The following is a 16,499-nucleotide window of genomic DNA, read 5'->3' as shown; positions in this document are numbered from 1 at the left end:
GGCAATCAGCGGAGGAAGTTTCTCACGACTTGGCGCCCGCGTTGCGATGTTTCGCCGATGAATTGCCGGCGAAACCGACTAGCGCCGGTCGCGCCACCGGCACAGCGCCTCGGCGGCACTCAGGTCGTAGTCCGGGCCGTTGACGCCGACCGTCAGCAGCGTCACGCCCAGGGCGGTGAGGCCCTCGGCGTTGGCGATCAGCCCGTCGAGGCCCTCGCCGCGGCGGACACCGCTGTTGTCCTCCACGCCGGCCGACCGTTCGATGGCGGCCGGGTCGCGTCCGACGGCCGCGCAATGCTCCTCCAGCACGGCTGCCGCGGCCGGGTAGGTGTCGACGGTGGTGAAGCCGTGCCAGATGTCGCCGTACTCGGCGACCAGCCGCAGGGTCTTGCGCGGGCCCTTGCCGCCGATCAGCACCGGGATGTCGCGGGTGGGTGCCGGGTTGAGCTTGGCCAGCCGCGACTTGATCCGGGGGAACGCGGCCGCCAGGTCGTCGAGACGGCTGCCCGCGGTGCCGAACTCGTAGCCGTATTCGTCGTAGTCCTTTTTCTTCCAGCCCGATCCGATGCCGAGGATCAGCCGGCCGTCGGAAATGTGGTCGACGGTGCGGGCCATGTCGGCCAGCAGCTCGGGATTGCGGTAGGAGTTGCACGTCACCAACGCGCCGATCTCGATGCGCGACGTCTGCTCGGCCCACGCCGCCAGGACCGTCCAGCATTCGAAGTGCGGCCCGTCGGGATCGCCGTAGAGGGGAAAGAAGTGATCCCAGGTGAATGCGATGTCGACGCCGATGTCTTCGCAACGGCGAACGGCGTCGCGGATGTTGCGGTAATACGGCGCGTGCTGCGGCTGCAGCTGCACACCGATTCGAATGGGCCGTTGCACAGTCATAGGACCACCGTAGGCTCAGCGCCCGTCGAGCACCCCGCGCAGGATGTCGATCAGCGCGCGGGGCTGATCGCTTTGGACGGAGTGGCCGGAATTTTCGACGATGTGCGCGGTGCGGAAATTCGTTGCGCGCCTGGCGAGTTCGTCGGCATCCTCGTCGGTGACGAAGCCCGACGAACCGCCGCGCACCAGCGTGATGGGCGCCGCCAGCGCGTCGACGTCCTCCCACAGGCCGGTGAAGTCGGGGAAGGTGCGGATGGCGTCGTAGCGCCACGTCCACTTGCCGTTGTCGAGCCGGCGGGAGTTGTGGAAGACGCCGCGGCGCAGGGCCTTCACCTCGCGGTGCGGGGCCGCGGCGATCGTGAGGTCCAGCATGGCCTGGAAGCTGGGGAACTCGCGCTCCCCGTGCATCAGCGACACCGTGCCCTGCTGCTCCTTGGTCAGCTCCGAGTGCCGCTGCAGCGCGGACGGGGTGACGTCGATGAGGACCAGCTCGGGCACCAGCTCGGGGGCGATCGCGGCGAGCCGTATCGCGGTCAACCCGCCCAGCGACATGCCGACCACGAGTTCGGCCGACGGGGCGTGCTCGCGCAGCACCGGCGCCAGGGCGTCGGCGTTGTGCCGCGGTGAGTAGTCGCCGTCCTCACGCCAGGCGGAATGCCCGTGGCCGGGCAGGTCGACCGCCAGCGCGGGCTGGCCGATGCCGACGACGACGGTGTCCCAGGTGTGCGCGTTCTGCCCGCCGCCGTGCAGGAAGACCACCCGCGGTGCGGTGGCGCCCCAGCGCAGCGCGCTGACGGCGCCCGCGTCGACGCGCTCGACTGCCGGCAACGGGCCCGAAACACCCGCCTGCTCGGCGTTCTCGGGCAGCAGCGAGAACTCGGACAGCCCCGCCAGTTCGTCCTCGGAGATCTCGGTCACGATCTACAGACACTAGAGGACACGCTTCAGAGGACGTAGCGCCGGCGAATCGCGCGGAACCGCTCCCACATCGCCGCGGTGCGTTCCGCCGCGGTCACCCTGGCGGTGTCCGCGGGAAGGATGCGCAGCAGCTCGTCGTACTTGACGGTGCGGGTGTCCAGCACGGCGGGCCGGCCCTCGAGCATGTGCCGGTAGGTGAGGTTGCCGCGCTCGAAGCCCTGGGTGTCCAGCCAGTTGTGCACGCCCGGATCGCGGTGCGCCATGACCAGACGCACCCGGCCGTCGCGGTCGGTTTTCGTGCGGCTCGGCGTGTAGCTCACCGGGCGGTAGAGGTAGTCCATGCTGTTGAAGAAGACGCCCATGTTCGTCAGCATCCACAGCCCGTCGTGGGCGTCGAATTCGACGATCAGCGCCTCGTCGGGTCCGAGCTCCCAGTACATGTTGGCGGCGGCGCGGCCGCGCTTGGCGTCCGCGCCGGTGGCGTCCACCCGGGGGAAGGTGTTGGGGTGCTCGGCGTCGACGCCGCCGTGGGTGAAGGGGAACTCCGGCCAATCGGACATCAGGCCGGTGACGAAGTCGCCGGCCCAGCCCATCGCCTCAACCATCGCGGCGGGCGTCGGCGGCGGCTTGGGGGAGGCCATGTCGATCCGCTCGATCCGCATCCGCGCCGGCGTCTCGTCCCATCGGTCGAACCCCTGGCGGATGAACACCTTGCGCGAGCCGCCGGTGGTGGGCAACCAGTTCGGGCCGCGTTCGGGCCCGCCGATGTAGAGCTCGAATTGCCCGTCGCCGCCGACGACGAGTTGATGGCCGTGCAGGTTGGCCTCCGGTGTGTCACCGAACGGTTCGTGCAGCACGCCCGGCCCGGGACGGCGCGGGCCCTGGACGGTCACGTTGAAAAACCGTGAGGTGCCCCGGCTGCCGGTGAGCCGGTAGGTCGAGCGCCCGTCGATCCACGCCTGCTGGTAGGTGAAGTCGGCGCAGTCGCCGCCGAGTTTGCGGGTGGGGCCGCAGAAGGTGTGCAGCACCGGGTAGCGGGTGTCGCGGGTCTCGAGCGCCAAATCGAAGGCCTGGCCCAGGTTTTGGGTGAGAAAGCGGAAGGCGTCGGCGCGCTGCGCGCCCGAGGTGGCGTTGGCGTCCTTGAAGGCCTGCTCGCCGGCGCGTTGCAGCCGTTCGCAGAACGCGGTCCACGCGGACCGCAGTTCCGCGTCGTCGGGCCCGTCGCCGAATGCCATCGTCACGCTCCCAGCCGGTCGAGCATCGCGGTCACGAAATCGCATGCGCGCCGGGCGGATTCGAGCCGGCCCTCGTTCTCGATCCGGGGGCCGATGAGCTCCAGGTCGAAGCCGTGGGTGTAGCCGCCCTCGAGGGCCTGGGCCACGAACGCCTCGATCGGGATCGTGCCGTCGCCGGGGACCGCCCTTCCCGGCAGCGCGCGGTCGCCCAGCACGTAGTCGCTGAGCTGGACGAGCGCGGTCCGTGGCAGGGCGCGCGCCACGGTGGCCTCGAAATCGCCCTCCGCCCAGCAGTGAAACAGGTCGATGCAGATGGAAAGCCCGCCCATCTCGGCAAGCGTGATGGTGTCGCGCAGCGTGTGGGCGAGATGGATGTCGGCGTACAGGCTGGAGGCGTTTTCGATCGCCAGCGCGACCCCGGCGCGGTCGGCGCGCTGCACGCAGGGGCCGACCATCGCGCAGAACCGGTCGGCCGCCTGTTTCCAGGTGAGCGCGCCGCGACCACCGGTGAGCAGGTAGACGGTGCGCGCGCCCACCCCGGCCGCGGCGTCGATCACCGCGCACAGCGCTTCCCGCGCGGCGCGCGGGTCGGCGGACAGTGAGCCGCCCGCAAAGAGGTGGTACACGGCTTCGACCGTGTAGTCGTTGCGCCGCAACAGCGTTGGAAATTCGGGATCGAGCAGCTGGCTGTCCAGGATGCTCAGCCGGGACACCCCGAGCGCGGCCCAGTATTGCTGCAGCTCGGCCAGTGACGCGCCGTGAAAGGTGACGCTGTGCACGGACAGGCGTTGGTCGACCGCCGTCACGTCAGGCCCGCTTCTCGATCTCGACGCCGAATCGTTCACGGAACGGCTGGAATTCGGCGTGCAGCGCGTCGATGTCTTCGCCGATGTCGACGAGCAGCCGGGTGGAGTAGGTGAACTTGCCGTATCGGTCCGGGCGGTTGTCGGCCAGGTAGGCCCGCATGGCCGACTCGGCTTCGGCCGTCAGCTCCCGCCCGCAAAACGCGTAGTAGCGCCGCACGGTGGCGACCGGATCGGCGATGAAGTCGGCGTAGCGAACGTGCAGGATGCGCGGATCGTCGACCAGCGGATTGCTCATCGTGTTGGCGATGCTGGCGCGGGTCATCTCGAGATGCTTCTTGGCCTCGGCGTGCAGATCGACGGGGCCGATCATGCCGTCGGCGATGTCGGCCATCATCATGGTGCGCGACGCGGCGACCTGGACCGGGTCCCGGTGCAACCAGACCATGAACGCGTCGGGGTACGTCTCGAACAGCTCCTTGAGCCGGAAACCGTGAAAACCCTTCAGGACCCAGTACTTTCGCGGCCGCTTGTACTGCAGCTGTTGCAGCATCGCCTTGTGCAACCGGTACTGTGCGGCCGGGTCGGTGGGCAGGCCGCCGACCAGCGACTGCATCGGCACCCGCCACCACGCCGTCGGCGTCATGACCCGGAAATCGAAGGCCCAGGTGCGTTCGTCCTCGGGCAGGCCGTCGCCGAGCATGTCGTTGTAGGGGTGGCTGTGCAGCCATTTGGGCATCTTGGCGTTGATCTCGCGCCAGTCCGCATCGGCCCGGTCGCGCCGGTCGTCGTCGGCGGTGGCGATGCCCGGCGGCGGCGAGGGATACATCACCTCCCAGAACCGCAGCGCCCGCGCGTGCGGATCGACGGACATCAGCGCGTGCATGAGCGTTGTGCCCGAACGTGGTTCGCCGGTGACGAACATCGGGGCCTGGATCACCTCGTCGCCGATCGGGTACCGGCTGCGGTCCTCGATGAACTCGAGACGCGATGTGAGCAGCCACCGGCACACCCGCGCCGCTTGCCGCCTGCCGTCGGCGTCCAGGCCGAGGCCGTTCAGGTGGTCGACGGCGACGGCGAAGCGCTCGGGCAAGGTGGGGTCGCCGTAGTCGCGCAACCCGGTTTCGGCCTCCGCGGCGCTCAGCAGCTCGGCGGCGTCCAGGTGTTCGCTCACGACGGGTCCCCGCACAGCGCCAGCAGTTGGTCCTCGGCCGCGCGAACGTTGGCGGCCGAGGACTCGGCGTGCTTGCGGCCCGCCATGGCGCCGTAGTCGAGGATTTTGGGCACCCGCAGGCCCGCGTCCACATACGTCTTGATGATCTTGGCAACCTGTCGCGGCGTGCCGTGCGGCACGACGGCGAGCAGCATTTCCGGCCGCACCCGCCGCAGGAACGCGATGATGCGTTCGCGGGTGAGCAGCGCCGGGTCGATGTCCTGGAATCCGCGCCAGCCCTCGCCCATCGGGTGCTCAAACCCGAAGCCGCGCAACGTTTCTGCCGATACCTGCAGCAGGAACGCCTTGACGAGGGGCGCCTGCACGATCTCGGCCAGGGCGTCCTCGTCCTCGCCGATCAGGCACACCTGGATGTAGCACGGCGTGATCGCCATCGGATCGCGGCCGGCGCGTTCGGCAGATGCCCTGACCGCGGTCAGCATGTCGGCGTAGTGCTCCGGGGTCCAGGCGCCCGCCGGCCACCACCCGTCGGCGTGGCGTCCCGCGATGTCGAGCATCCGCGGGCCGCTGGCGCCGATCCAGATCCGCGGCGGCTCACCGCCGTACGGTTCGGTGTCCAATCGGGCGTGCCGCAGCGAGTAGAACCGCCCGTCGAAATCGACGGGGCCGTCGCTGTCCCAGAGCAGGCGGATCACCGTCAGCGCCTCCTCGAAGCGGCTCACCGGCCGGGAGAAGTCGAAGCCGTAGGGCAGCGTGTTCTCGCTCTCGCCGCTGCCCAGGCCGAGGACGAAACGGCCCTTGGCGAGATGGTCGATGGTGAGCGCCGTCTGCGCCAGCATGGCGGGATGGCGGCGCACGGTGTCGACGACGGCGCTGACCAGCGGCACGTTTTCGGTCAGGACCGCGGCCGCCGCCGCCACAGCCAGCCCGTCCAGGTGGCGGTGCGGCGACGGCGACGCGGCGGCGAGGTCGGTGAACTCGGGAGTCCAGAGCGCGTCGGGCCAGAAGCTGACCATGTGATCCGGCAGCCAGATCGAGTGGTAGCGGCCACCGTCCAGCTCCGACAGCCGGGACAGGTCGAGCGGAAGCGTCGTGCGCAGGAACGCGGCGGGCTGAACTCTCATCGAGAGATGATGCTAAGCACCCGCCCAGCGCCGTGTCGACGAAATCCGCCACGAGAGGCAGCCGGCCCTAGCCGACGATGAACTCCTCGAGCTGGGCGCGCGCGACGTCGTCGGGCAGCTGCCGCGGCGGGCTCTTCATCAGGTACGCCGAGGCCGGGATCACCGGTCCGCCGATGCCGCGGTCCTTGGCGATCTTGGCCGCCCGCACCGCGTCGATGATCACGCCCGCCGAGTTCGGCGAGTCCCACACCTCGAGCTTGTACTCCAGGTTCAGCGGCACGTCGCCGAAGGCGCGGCCCTCCAGCCGCACGTAGGCCCACTTGCGGTCATCGAGCCAGCCGACGTGGTCGGACGGGCCGATGTGCACGTCCTTGGTCTTGAACTCGCGCTGCAGGTTGCTGGTGACGGCCTGGGTCTTGGAGATCTTCTTCGACTCCAGCCGCTCACGCTCGAGCATGTTGAGGAAGTCCATGTTGCCGCCGACGTTGAGCTGCATGGTGCGGTCCAGCTGCACGCCGCGGTCCTCGAACAGCTTGGCCATCACGCGGTGGGTGATGGTGGCGCCGATCTGGCTCTTGATGTCGTCGCCGACGATCGGGACGCCGGCGTCGGCGAACTTCTTGGCCCACACCGGGTCCGAGGCGATGAACACCGGCAGCGCGTTGACGAACGCCGCGCCGGCGTCGATGGCGCACTGGGCGTAGAACTTGTCGGCGTCCTCGGAGCCGACCGGCAGGTAGGACACCAGCACGTCGACGTTGTTCTCCTTGAGGACCTTGACCACGTCGACCGCCTCGGCGTCGGAGACCTCGATGGTGTCGGCGTAGTACTTGCCGATCCCGTCGAGCGTCGGGCCGCGCTGCACCGTGACGTTGGTCGGCGGTACGTCGGCGATCTTGATCGTGTTGTTCTCCGACGCGAAGATCGCCTCGGACAGGTCGAAGCCCACCTTCTTGGCGTCCACGTCGAATGCCGCGACGAACTTGACGTCGCGCACGTGGTAGGGACCGAACCGCACGTGCATGAGGCCCGGCACCGACGCTGTCTCGTCGGCGTTCTGGTAGTACTCGACGCCCTGGACCAGTGAGGACGCGCAGTTTCCGACGCCGACAATGGCGACTCGTACCTCGGTGTGCGCCTCCGGCGCCCCTACGGGCTGGTGCTCACTCATAGGGCGTTCTCCTAACCTCATTACGTTTGCCTCGGATGCTCGGTGACTTGTTGGTTTCGTGCGGATTCGTGCAAGGGGTTACATCTGCTCGGACAGGCCGGGCATGGCCCGCTCCGCGGCGATCAGCTCGTTGAGCCACTTGACCTCGCGCTCGCTGGACTCGAGCCCGAGTTGATGAAGCTGGCGGGTGTAGCGATCGAACGAGCTGCTGGCCCGCGCCACGGCCTCGCGCAGACCTTCTCGGCGTTCCTCAACCTGCCGGCGGCGGCCTTCCAGAATGCGCATCCGCGCCTCTGCCGGGGTGCGATTGAAGAACGCCAGGTGCACCCCGAAGCCGTCGTCGGTGTAGTTGTGCGGGCCGGTGTCGGCCACCAACTCGCTGAAGCGCCGACGCCCAGCGTCGGTCAGTTGGTAGACCCGCCGTGCCCGCCGGACCGGCGTGCCGGCCGGGGCGGCGTCCTCGGCGATCAACCCGTCGGCCTGCATGCGCCGCAGCGCCGGGTACAGCGAACCGTACGAGAACGCACGGAACGCGCCGAGTAGGCCGGTCAGCCGTTTCCGCAACTCGTAACCGTGCATGGGCGACTCGATCAGGAGACCCAGGATGGCGAGCTCCAGCATCGACTCACCTCCCTTGCTTGGCTGGTTACGACGGTCCGACGCCTCGCGTCATCGTATCGTCTCGATATATTTGCCTCAACACCACCCGATGTTGGTGCGGCATTGGGCCGCTACGTGGGCAAATTCAGCCGCTTGGGCGTTCCGTCGCCGGCGAAGACGATCGAGCCCCCGCCGTAATCGGACGAGACATACAGCGACAGCGACAGCGCCCCGGGCGCCGTGGGGTCGGTGCCGGGCTCGATGATCAGGTACATGGTCTGGACGTCGGACTGCTTCATGTGCAGGGTCTGCGGGGCGCCGCGCATGACTCCGACGGCCGCCGCGATGTCGAACTTGCTCAGGTCGACGGCGACGGCGCCGTCGGCGGAGCTCTTGGCGGAGCTGGTCGGGTCGCTCCAGCCGCCGCGGTAGTCGTAGGACAGCATCCGGCGGCTGTCGGAGGGGTCGGGGCGATCGAGTATCGCGTACGTCGGGTAGACCACCATCCGGAAACCGATGGTGTCCCCGAACCTCTTGCGGGTTTGCTCCATCAGGCCGGTCAGCCCGCCCAGCGAATGCAGCTGCGTGGGAGGGGTCAACACCACCGCGCCGATTCCGTCGGGCTTGGCTCCCGGATCCTCGCGGCCCTTGCCGACGTCCAGCGGCGAGCCGGTGCTGCCGTACAGGCCCCATCCGATGCCGACGCCCAGCAGCACCGACACGACGAACGCGGCGGCAAGGATGCCCCACCCGCCGAATTGCGGCGGCGACTTGGGGACGCGGAGCTGCACCGGCGCGCTGTCGACCTGCAGGTCGGCCACCAGCGCCCGCAGCTCACCCAGCGTGACGGCGTTGGTCGCGGCGCTGACCCGCTCCCGGTGCTCTTCGCCGGACAACTCGCCGTCGCTCAGGGCGTTGTCGAGGATCGCGCAGGTGTCCTGCCGGTCGCTGTCCTTGGCGCGGGTCGCCGACGTCGTCCCGCCGAGGGGTGCCCCGAGCCATTTCGCCACGGCCATGATCGTAGGAGCCCGAATCGAGTTCGGCACCGAATGTGACGAGCGATTACGGCGGCTCGGCCAGCGCGACCGCCTCGGTTGCATATCGGCGGCCGGGATGGCGACGTACTCTGGTCTGCGTGCGACTGCAGCGACAGGTGGTGGAGTACGCGCTTCGGCGGCGCGCGGTGCTGGCCGAGGTGTACTCGGGCCGCACCGGTGTGTCGGAGGTGTGTGACGCGAACCCCTATCTGCTGCGCGCCGCGAAGTTTCACGGGAAACCCAGCCAGGTGATGTGCCCGATCTGCCGCAAGGAACAACTCACCCTGGTGTCGTGGGTGTTCGGCGAGCACCTGGGCGCGGTGTCGGGCTCGGCGCGCACCGCCGAAGAGTTGGTCATGCTGGCAACGCGCTACGAGGAGTTCGCGGTCCACGTGGTGGAGGTGTGCCGCACCTGCAGCTGGAACCACCTGGTCAAGTCGTATGTGCTCGGCGCGGCACGCCCGCCAAAGGGGACGCGCGGCACCCGGACCGCGCGCGACGGCGCCCGCACGGCCATTGAATAACGAAGGGCGCCACGACCAGTCGTCCAACGACCCGGGCGGGCCAGCGACTGAGCGCGTGGGCAAGCATGCAAGCACCGACCCGCCGGACCACCCCGACCGGCCGGGCGACGGCGCGCGTCCGGGGCCGCGCCCGCGTCGTCCGCTTCCGCCCGACGACCGGATGACGACGATCCTGCCGCCCGTCGCCGACGACCGGCCGTTCCGGCGGCGTGACCCCCTCGAAGAGGTGAAGGCCGCGCTGGACGCCCCCGCCTCGAAACCCCTGCAGCGAGACGCGATCGACGAGGTCAAGGCCGCGCTCGATACCCGTCCGCGGCGTGAACGCCCGGCGTCCGGGCCACGGCCGCCGGCCGGGCCGCCACCCCCGCCGCGACGGCCGGGCGGACCCGACGAGCCGATCGGGCCCGGCCCTCGGGCACCCGGGCCGAGGCTGGACTGGAGCTGGATAGACCAGATCAATTGGCGCTGGGTGCGACGGGCGGCCTACCTCACCGCGGCGGTGCTGGTGCTGTTGCCGATCGTGACGTTCACCATGGCGTACTTCATCGTCGACATTCCCAAACCGGGCAACATCCGCACCAACCAGGTCTCGACGATCCTGGCCAGCGACGGCTCGGAGATCGCCAAAATCATTCCCCCGGAAGGCAATCGGGTCGACGTCAACATCAACCAGGTGCCCGTGCACGTGCGCCAGGCCGTGATCGCCGCGGAGGACCGCAACTTCTATTCCAACCCGGGCTTCTCATTCAGCGGATTCGCGCGGGCGGTCAACAACAACCTCTTCGGCGGCGGCGACCTGCAGGGCGGGTCGACGATCACCCAGCAGTACGTGAAGAACGCCCTCGTCGGCTCCGCGCAACATGGATTCAGTGGGCTGCTGCGCAAGGCCAAGGAGTTGGTCATCGCCACCAAGATGTCGGGGGAGTGGTCCAAAGACGATGTGCTGCAGGCCTACCTGAACATCATCTACTTCGGCCGCGGCGCCTACGGCATCTCGGCCGCCGCCAAGGCCTACTTCAACAAGCCCGTCGAGCAGCTCACCGTCTCCGAGGGCGCGCTCCTGGCGGCGCTGATCCGGCGGCCGTCCACTTTGGACCCGGCCGTCGATCCCAAGGGCGCGGCGGCCCGCTGGAACTGGGTGCTCGACGGCATGGTGGAAACCAAGGCGCTGTCGCCCAGTGACCGTGCGGCGCAGGTGTTTCCGCCGACCGTGCCGCCCGATCAGGCCCGCGCGCAGAACCAGACCACCGGCCCCAACGGCCTGATCGAGCGTCAGGTGACCAAGGAGCTGATGGAGCTGTTCAACATCGACGAGCAGACCCTGAACACCCAGGGGCTGCAGGTCACCACGACCATCGACCCGAAGGCCCAGCAGGCGGCGGAGAAGGCGATATCGAAGTACCTCGACGGCCAGGACCCCGACATGCGCTCGGCCGCGGTGTCCATCGACCCGCACAACGGCGCGATCCGCGCCTACTACGGCGGCTCCGATGCCAACGGTTTCGACTTCGCCCAGGCCGGCCTGCAGACCGGATCGTCGTTCAAGGTGTTCGCCCTTGTCGCCGCGCTGCAGCAGGGCATCGGGCTGGGCTACCAGGTGGACAGCTCGCCACTGACGGTCGACGGAATCAAGATCACCAACGTCGACGGCGAGAGCTGCGGAACCTGCAACATCGCCGAGGCGCTCAAGCTCTCGCTGAACACCGCCTACTACCGGCTGATGCTCAAACTCAAGAACGGGCCGCAGGCCGTCGCGGACGCCGCGCATCAGGCCGGCATCGCGAAGAGCTTCCCCGGCGTCGAGCACACGCTGTCCGAGGACGGCAAGGGCGGGCCACCCAACAACGGAATCGTGTTGGGGCAGTACCAAACCCGGCCGATCGACATGGCGTCGGCGTATGCCACGCTGGCCGCGTCCGGGGTGTACCACCGGCCGCACCTGGTGCAAAAGGTCGTCAACGCCGACGGCCAGGTCCTGTTCGACGCCGCCGGCTCGGACAACAACGGCGAGCAGCGCATCGACAAGGGCGTCGCGGACAACGTCACCGCGGCGATGCAGCCCATCGCCGCCTACTCTCGCGGCCACGCCCTGGCCGGCGGACGCCCGTCGGCCGCCAAGACCGGCACGGTGCAGCTGGGCGACACCAAGGCCAACAAGGACGCCTGGATGGTCGGATACACGCCGTCGCTGTCGACGGCCGTGTGGGTGGGAACCGTCCAGGACAACGTGCCGCTGGTAACCTCCTCGGGCGCAGAGGTTTACGGCTCGGGCCTGCCGTCGGACATCTGGAAGGCGACGATGGACGGCGCGCTGAAGGGCACGCCGAACGAGAACTTCCCCAAGCCGAGCGAGATCGGCGGCTACGCGGGGGTGCCCGCCGCGCCGCCCCCTCCGCCCCCGCCGCCGTCCGAGCAAGTCATCCAGCCCACCATCGAGGTGGCGCCGGGCATCACCATCCCGGTCGGCCCGCCCACGACGATCACGATGGGGCCGCCGCCACCGCAGGCGCCGGGCGGCGGGCCGCCGTTCGGTGTCCCGCCTGGTGGCCCCCAGGCCCCGCCGCCGGGTGGCCCGCCGCCACCGTTCGGTCAGCCGCCACCGTTCGGCCAACCGCCGCCGTGACGAGCACCCAGCAGCAGCGCGCCCCCATCTCGCCGCGACCCCTGGCCGCGGACCTGCGCAGCGCCGACAACCGCGATTGCCCCAGCCGCACCGACTTTCTGGGTGCCGCGCTGGCCGACGCGATCGGCGGGCCGGTGGGCCGGCACGCGCTGATCGGCCGGGCCCGGCTGATGACCCCGCTGCGGGTGATGTTTCTGATCGGGCTGGTGTTCCTGGCGCTCGGCTGGTCGACGAAGGCGGCCTGCCTGCAGAGCACCGGCAGTGGGACGGGTGATCAGCGGGTCGCCAACTGGGACAACCAGCGCGCCTATTACGAGCTGTGCTACTCCGACACCGTGCCGCTCTACGGCGCGGAGCTGTTGAGCCAGGGCAAGTTTCCGTACAAGTCGAGCTGGGTCGAAAACGACGCCAGCGGCGCACCGCAGACCCAATACGACGGCAAGCCCGCGGTGCGGTACATGGAATATCCGGTGCTGACCGGCGTCTATCAGTACGCGTCGATGGCCGTGGCCAAGACCTACACCGCGCTGAGCAAGATCGCGCCCCTTCCGGTCGTCGCCGAGGTGGTGGTCTTCTTCGACGTCGCGGCGTTCGGGCTGGCGCTGGCGTGGCTGGCGACCGTGTGGGCGACCGCCGGCTTGTCCGGGCGCCGGGTGTGGGACGCGGCGCTGGTGGCGGCATCGCCGATCCTGATCTTTCAGATCTTCACCAACTTCGACGCGCTGGCAACGGCATTCGCGATGGCCGGGCTGCTGGCGTGGGCGCGGCGCAAGCCGGTGCTCGCCGGCCTGCTGATCGGACTGGGCGCCGCGGCCAAGCTGTATCCGCTGCTGTTCCTGGGGCCGATGCTGGTGCTGGGCATCCGGACCGGGCGCCTCGGCGCCCTGGCCCGCACCGCGGGCGCCACCGCGGCGACCTGGCTGGCGGTGAATCTGCCTGTGCTGGTGCTGTTTCCGCGGGGGTGGTCGGAGTTTTTCCGGCTCAACACCCGCCGCGGTGACGACATGGACTCGCTGTACAATGTCGTCAAATCGTTCACCAGCTGGCACGGTTTCGATCCCAAGCTGGGCTTCTGGCAGCCGCCCACGGTGCTGAACACGGTGGTCGTGGTGTCGTTCGTAATATGTTGCGCGGCAATAGCTTACATCGTGTTCACTGCTCCGCAGCGGCCCCGGGTGGCACAGGTGGTGTTCCTGATCGTGGCGGCATTCCTGTTGACCAACAAGGTGTGGAGCCCGCAGTTCTCGCTGTGGTTGGTGCCGCTGGCGGTGCTGGCCCTGCCGCACCGCCGAATACTGCTGGCGTGGATGACGATCGACGCGGTGGTATGGGTGCCGCGCATGTATTACCTGTACGGTAACCCGAATAGGGCGCTGCCCCAGCAGTTCTTCACCACGACGGTGTTGCTGCGCGACATCGCGGTGGTGGCGCTGTGCGCGTTGGTGATCCGGCAGATCTATCGCCCGGACGAGGATCTGGTGCGCTGGCGCGGGCGGATCGACGATCCCGCGGGCGGGCCGTTCGACCGTGCACCCGACGCCCCGCCCGGTTGGTTGCCGCAGTGGCTGCGCCCCGCCGGCCCGAAACGGTCGACCGCGCCGGCGCCCGAGACCGGCGCCGAATTAGAAACCGCGACCGCCGGAGGACGATCATGACGCAGGTCGCCATCCCGCTCTTCCCGGGGTTCACCGCCCTGGACGCCGTCGGGCCTTACGAAGTGCTGCAACGCATTCCATCGATCGAGGTGGTGTTCGTCGGGCACCGCCGTGGCGAGGTGCGTACCGAAAACGGGATGCTGGGCATGGCGTGCGACGCCACGTTCGACGAAGTCGGCGCACCCGACGTGGTGGTGTTCCCGGGCGGTATCGAAACCCGCCCGCTGATTCACGACGACACCATCCGCGCGTGGCTGCAATCGGTGCACCCGAACACCGCGTTCACCACCTCGGTGTGCACCGGGGCGCTGTTGCTCGCCGCGGCCGGCCTGCTCGACGGGCTGACCGCGACAACGCATTGGCGGGCCGCGGACCTGCTCAACGAGTTGGGTGCGCGCTATGTGCCCGAACGAGTCGTCGAGCATCTGCCGCAGCGGATCATCACCTCCGCGGGGGTGTCCAGCGGCGTCGACATGGCGCTGCGGCTGGTCGAGCTGCTCGTCGACCGCCGGGCCGCGGAGGCGGTGCAACTGCTCATCGAATACGACCCGCAACCGCCGTTCGATTCGGGTGCGCTGGCCAAGGCCGACGACGCGACGGTGGCCAGGGCCAACGACTACCTGCGGGCGCGCCGATAGCCGGCGCCGCGCCCGGATTATCGGCGCGGGCCGGCCGTCCGGTACCCTGATGCGGTTGCCGACGCAGGCGACCCTCCTGCCACGGATCGACCGTGGCCGCTTGAGACCAGAGGAGGTGGTGAGGTTTCCATGCGTCCATACGAAATCATGGTCATTCTTGACCCCACACTCGACGAACGCACCGTCGCTCCGTCGTTGGAGACGTTCCTCAACGTCGTCCGCAAGGACGGCGGAACCGTCGAGAAGGTCGACATCTGGGGCAAGCGCCGGCTGGCCTACGAGATCGCCAAGCACGCCGAGGGCATCTACGTCGTCGTCGACCTGAAGGCCGAGCCCGCGACGGTGTCCGAGCTCGACCGGCAGCTGAGCCTCAACGAGTCCGTGTTGCGCACCAAGGTGATGCGCACCGACAAGCACTGACGGCAGCAACGGCGGCGCTGGCTGCCCGCTGTCGGCGCGTTTGCGTAGGCTCAGCGAGGAACACGCTCATGACCATCACTCGTCCCCAGGCGGATCCAGGAGGAAATTGTGGCTGGTGACACCACTATCACGGTTGTCGGAAACCTGACCGCTGACCCCGAACTGCGGTTCACGCCGTCGGGCGCCGCGGTGGCGAACTTCACCGTCGCGTCCACGCCCCGGATCTACGACCGCCAAAGCGGGGAATGGAAGGACGGCGAGGCGCTGTTCTTGCGGTGCAACATCTGGCGCGAGGCGGCCGAGAACGTCGCGGAGAGCCTCACCCGCGGGGCGCGGGTGATCGTGACCGGGCGTCTCAAGCAGCGTTCCTTCGAGACCCGCGAGGGCGAGAAGCGCACCGTGGTCGAGGTCGAGGTCGACGAGATCGGTCCCTCGCTGCGCTACGCCACGGCCAAGGTCAACAAGGCCAGCCGCAGCGGCGCCGGGGGCGGCGGCTTCGGCGGTGGTGGCGGGGGCGGATCCCGTCAGGCACCGCCGGCGGCCCAACCGAGCGGCGGCAGCGGGGACGACCCGTGGGGCAGCGCCCCGGCTTCGGGCTCGTTCGGCGGCGGCGACGACGAACCCCCCTTCTGACCAAGAAACTTCAATCGGTAAACGGAAAGAAAGACAGACATGGCCAAGTCCAACAAGCGGCGGCCGGCTCCGGAAAAGCCGGTCAAGGCGCGCAAGTGCGTCTTCTGCGCGAAGAAGGAGCAGGTGATCGACTACAAGGACACCACGCTGCTGCGCACCTACATCAGCGAGCGCGGCAAGATCCGGGCGCGTCGTGTCACCGGCAACTGTGTGCAGCACCAGCGCGACATCGCGCTCGCGGTGAAGAACGCCCGCGAGGTGGCCCTGCTGCCGTTCACCTCCTCGGCGCGATAGCCCAGGCTCAACCGAAAGTACGCAAACGATGAAGCTGATTCTGACCGCCGATGTCGAGCACCTCGGCACCGTCGGCGACACCGTCGAGGTCAAGGACGGGTACGGCCGCAACTTCCTGCTCCCGCGCGGCCTGGCGATCGTCGCCTCGCGCGGCGCGCAGAAGCAGGCCGACGAGATTCGCCGCGCCCGCGAGACCAAGACGGTGCGCGACCTCGAGCACGCCAACGAAATCAAGACGGCGATCGAGGCGCTGGGACCGGTTTCGCTGCCGGTGAAGACCGCCGCCGATTCGGGCAAGTTGTTCGGCTCGGTGACCAGTGGTGACGTCGTCGCGGCCATCAAGAAGGCCGGCGGGCCAAACCTCGACAAGAGAATCGTCCGGCTGCCCAAGACGCACATCAAAGCCGTCGGCACCCACCCGGTGTCGGTGCACCTGCACCCCGAGGTCGATGTCGAGCTCGCGCTCGAGGTCGTCGCGGAGAGCTAACCCCGCGGCGTTCGCCCAACTCGCCCGCCGGGCGCCGCATCCGGCGGCCGCAGAATCCTAGGCGCTATGGGGGCGCTGTGCGCCCGTTTTTGACGATCGCTCAGCCCGTGTCTGGCGAACTTTTTTGGGGCCGCTCCAGAGGGGTCGCCGTAACCGGGGCTTAACGTTGCGAAAATACGGCCGAAAGCCAACACGCCCGACTCGGTAACCTGTCGCGACACGCCGAAGAGATTCTTGTCCACACCAATTGCGCGGTGTTGTACTGCGCTTAT

The 16,499-nt window shown here is 68.8% G+C and carries 17 protein-coding genes; 8 read left to right on the top strand and 9 right to left on the bottom strand.

What is annotated here, in order from left to right; translation table 11 throughout:
• Positions 1-78: 78 nt before the first annotated feature.
• From AC5Y6X_RS16155 to AC5Y6X_RS16115, 9 genes are all read right to left on the bottom strand, one after another.
• On the bottom strand, positions 79-891 hold the full coding sequence (locus AC5Y6X_RS16155; protein WP_499987500.1) for an LLM class F420-dependent oxidoreductase: 813 nt from the start codon (positions 889-891) through the stop codon (positions 79-81).
• Between the two features lie 15 nt (positions 892-906).
• A complete protein-coding gene (locus tag AC5Y6X_RS16150; protein ID WP_499987498.1) occupies positions 907-1,809 on the bottom strand; it encodes an Rv0045c family esterase in 903 nt (300 codons plus the stop codon).
• Positions 1,810-1,835: 26 nt separating this feature from the next.
• Entirely contained in the window at positions 1,836-3,044 is a 1,209-nt protein-coding gene (locus AC5Y6X_RS16145) for a DUF1214 domain-containing protein (RefSeq protein ID WP_499987497.1), read from the bottom strand.
• Positions 3,045-3,046: 2 nt separating this feature from the next.
• Positions 3,047-3,850, bottom strand: a complete 804-nt coding sequence (locus AC5Y6X_RS16140) for a sugar phosphate isomerase/epimerase family protein (RefSeq protein WP_499987495.1) — start codon at positions 3,848-3,850, stop codon at positions 3,047-3,049.
• Position 3,851: 1 nt separating this feature from the next.
• Positions 3,852-5,021 (bottom strand): sulfotransferase family protein, encoded by a 1,170-nt coding sequence (locus AC5Y6X_RS16135; protein WP_499987493.1) that lies wholly within the window; start codon positions 5,019-5,021, stop codon positions 3,852-3,854.
• The gene (locus AC5Y6X_RS16130) at positions 5,018-6,145 is read right to left on the bottom strand and encodes an LLM class flavin-dependent oxidoreductase (protein ID WP_499987492.1); all 1,128 of its coding nucleotides are present in this window, start codon (positions 6,143-6,145) and stop codon (positions 5,018-5,020) included. Before AC5Y6X_RS16130 ends, AC5Y6X_RS16135 begins: the two co-directional genes overlap by 4 nt.
• Before the next feature lie 67 nt (positions 6,146-6,212).
• Positions 6,213-7,316, bottom strand: a complete 1,104-nt coding sequence (locus tag AC5Y6X_RS16125) for an inositol-3-phosphate synthase (RefSeq protein WP_324675682.1) — start codon at positions 7,314-7,316, stop codon at positions 6,213-6,215.
• A 78-nt stretch (positions 7,317-7,394) separates the two neighbouring features.
• A complete protein-coding gene (locus tag AC5Y6X_RS16120) occupies positions 7,395-7,937 on the bottom strand; it encodes a PadR family transcriptional regulator (protein ID WP_324675680.1) in 543 nt (180 codons plus the stop codon).
• 110 nt (positions 7,938-8,047) lie between these two features.
• The gene (locus AC5Y6X_RS16115; RefSeq protein WP_499987489.1) at positions 8,048-8,926 is read right to left on the bottom strand and encodes a DUF1707 SHOCT-like domain-containing protein; all 879 of its coding nucleotides are present in this window, start codon (positions 8,924-8,926) and stop codon (positions 8,048-8,050) included.
• 125 nt (positions 8,927-9,051) lie between these two features.
• On the opposite strand from AC5Y6X_RS16115, the gene AC5Y6X_RS16110 reads away from it, so the two are divergent.
• From AC5Y6X_RS16110 to rplI, 8 genes are all read left to right on the top strand, one after another.
• Positions 9,052-9,477 (top strand): DUF5318 family protein, encoded by a 426-nt coding sequence (locus tag AC5Y6X_RS16110; RefSeq protein ID WP_324675676.1) that lies wholly within the window; start codon positions 9,052-9,054, stop codon positions 9,475-9,477.
• Positions 9,470-12,100, top strand: coding sequence for a transglycosylase domain-containing protein (locus AC5Y6X_RS16105; protein ID WP_499987488.1), 2,631 nt, complete (start codon positions 9,470-9,472; stop codon positions 12,098-12,100). Before AC5Y6X_RS16110 ends, AC5Y6X_RS16105 begins: the two co-directional genes overlap by 8 nt.
• A complete protein-coding gene (locus AC5Y6X_RS16100; protein WP_499987487.1) occupies positions 12,097-13,755 on the top strand; it encodes a glycosyltransferase family 87 protein in 1,659 nt (552 codons plus the stop codon). The genes AC5Y6X_RS16105 and AC5Y6X_RS16100 overlap by 4 nt, the downstream gene beginning before the upstream one ends.
• Complete coding sequence (locus AC5Y6X_RS16095) at positions 13,752-14,393, top strand: DJ-1/PfpI family protein (RefSeq protein ID WP_499987485.1); 642 nt, start codon at positions 13,752-13,754, stop codon at positions 14,391-14,393. The genes AC5Y6X_RS16100 and AC5Y6X_RS16095 overlap by 4 nt, the downstream gene beginning before the upstream one ends.
• Positions 14,394-14,522: 129 nt before the next feature.
• The gene (gene rpsF, locus AC5Y6X_RS16090; protein ID WP_067007424.1) at positions 14,523-14,813 is read left to right on the top strand and encodes a 30S ribosomal protein S6; all 291 of its coding nucleotides are present in this window, start codon (positions 14,523-14,525) and stop codon (positions 14,811-14,813) included.
• A gap of 108 nt (positions 14,814-14,921) precedes the next feature.
• Entirely contained in the window at positions 14,922-15,446 is a 525-nt protein-coding gene (locus AC5Y6X_RS16085; protein WP_499987484.1) for a single-stranded DNA-binding protein, read from the top strand.
• 39 nt (positions 15,447-15,485) lie between these two features.
• Positions 15,486-15,740, top strand: coding sequence for a 30S ribosomal protein S18 (rpsR, locus tag AC5Y6X_RS16080; RefSeq protein ID WP_324675670.1), 255 nt, complete (start codon positions 15,486-15,488; stop codon positions 15,738-15,740).
• Positions 15,741-15,768: 28 nt separating this feature from the next.
• Positions 15,769-16,227, top strand: a complete 459-nt coding sequence (gene rplI / locus AC5Y6X_RS16075) for a 50S ribosomal protein L9 (protein WP_499987482.1) — start codon at positions 15,769-15,771, stop codon at positions 16,225-16,227.
• The last annotated feature ends 272 nt before the right edge of the window (positions 16,228-16,499 follow it).

Source organism: Mycobacterium sp. NGS26 (assembly GCF_059813025.1).
This window is presented reverse-complemented; position numbering and strand designations above follow the sequence as displayed.

Bases quoted from the DNA above. Each gene is read 5' to 3' on its own strand.
- AC5Y6X_RS16155 (WP_499987500.1), bottom strand. From the start codon at position 891: ATGACTGTGCAACGGCCCATTCGAATCGGTGTGCAGCTGCAGCCGCAG.
- AC5Y6X_RS16145 (WP_499987497.1), bottom strand. From the start codon at position 3,044: ATGGCATTCGGCGACGGGCCCGACGACGCGGAACTGCGGTCCGCGTGG.
- AC5Y6X_RS16130 (WP_499987492.1), bottom strand. From the start codon at position 6,145: ATGAGAGTTCAGCCCGCCGCGTTCCTGCGCACGACGCTTCCGCTCGAC.
- AC5Y6X_RS16125 (WP_324675682.1), bottom strand. From the start codon at position 7,316: ATGAGTGAGCACCAGCCCGTAGGGGCGCCGGAGGCGCACACCGAGGTA.
- AC5Y6X_RS16120 (WP_324675680.1), bottom strand. From the start codon at position 7,937: ATGCTGGAGCTCGCCATCCTGGGTCTCCTGATCGAGTCGCCCATGCAC.
- AC5Y6X_RS16095 (WP_499987485.1), top strand. From the start codon at position 13,752: ATGACGCAGGTCGCCATCCCGCTCTTCCCGGGGTTCACCGCCCTGGAC.
- rpsF (WP_067007424.1), top strand. From the start codon at position 14,523: ATGCGTCCATACGAAATCATGGTCATTCTTGACCCCACACTCGACGAA.
- rpsR (WP_324675670.1), top strand. From the start codon at position 15,486: ATGGCCAAGTCCAACAAGCGGCGGCCGGCTCCGGAAAAGCCGGTCAAG.
- rplI (WP_499987482.1), top strand. From the start codon at position 15,769: ATGAAGCTGATTCTGACCGCCGATGTCGAGCACCTCGGCACCGTCGGC.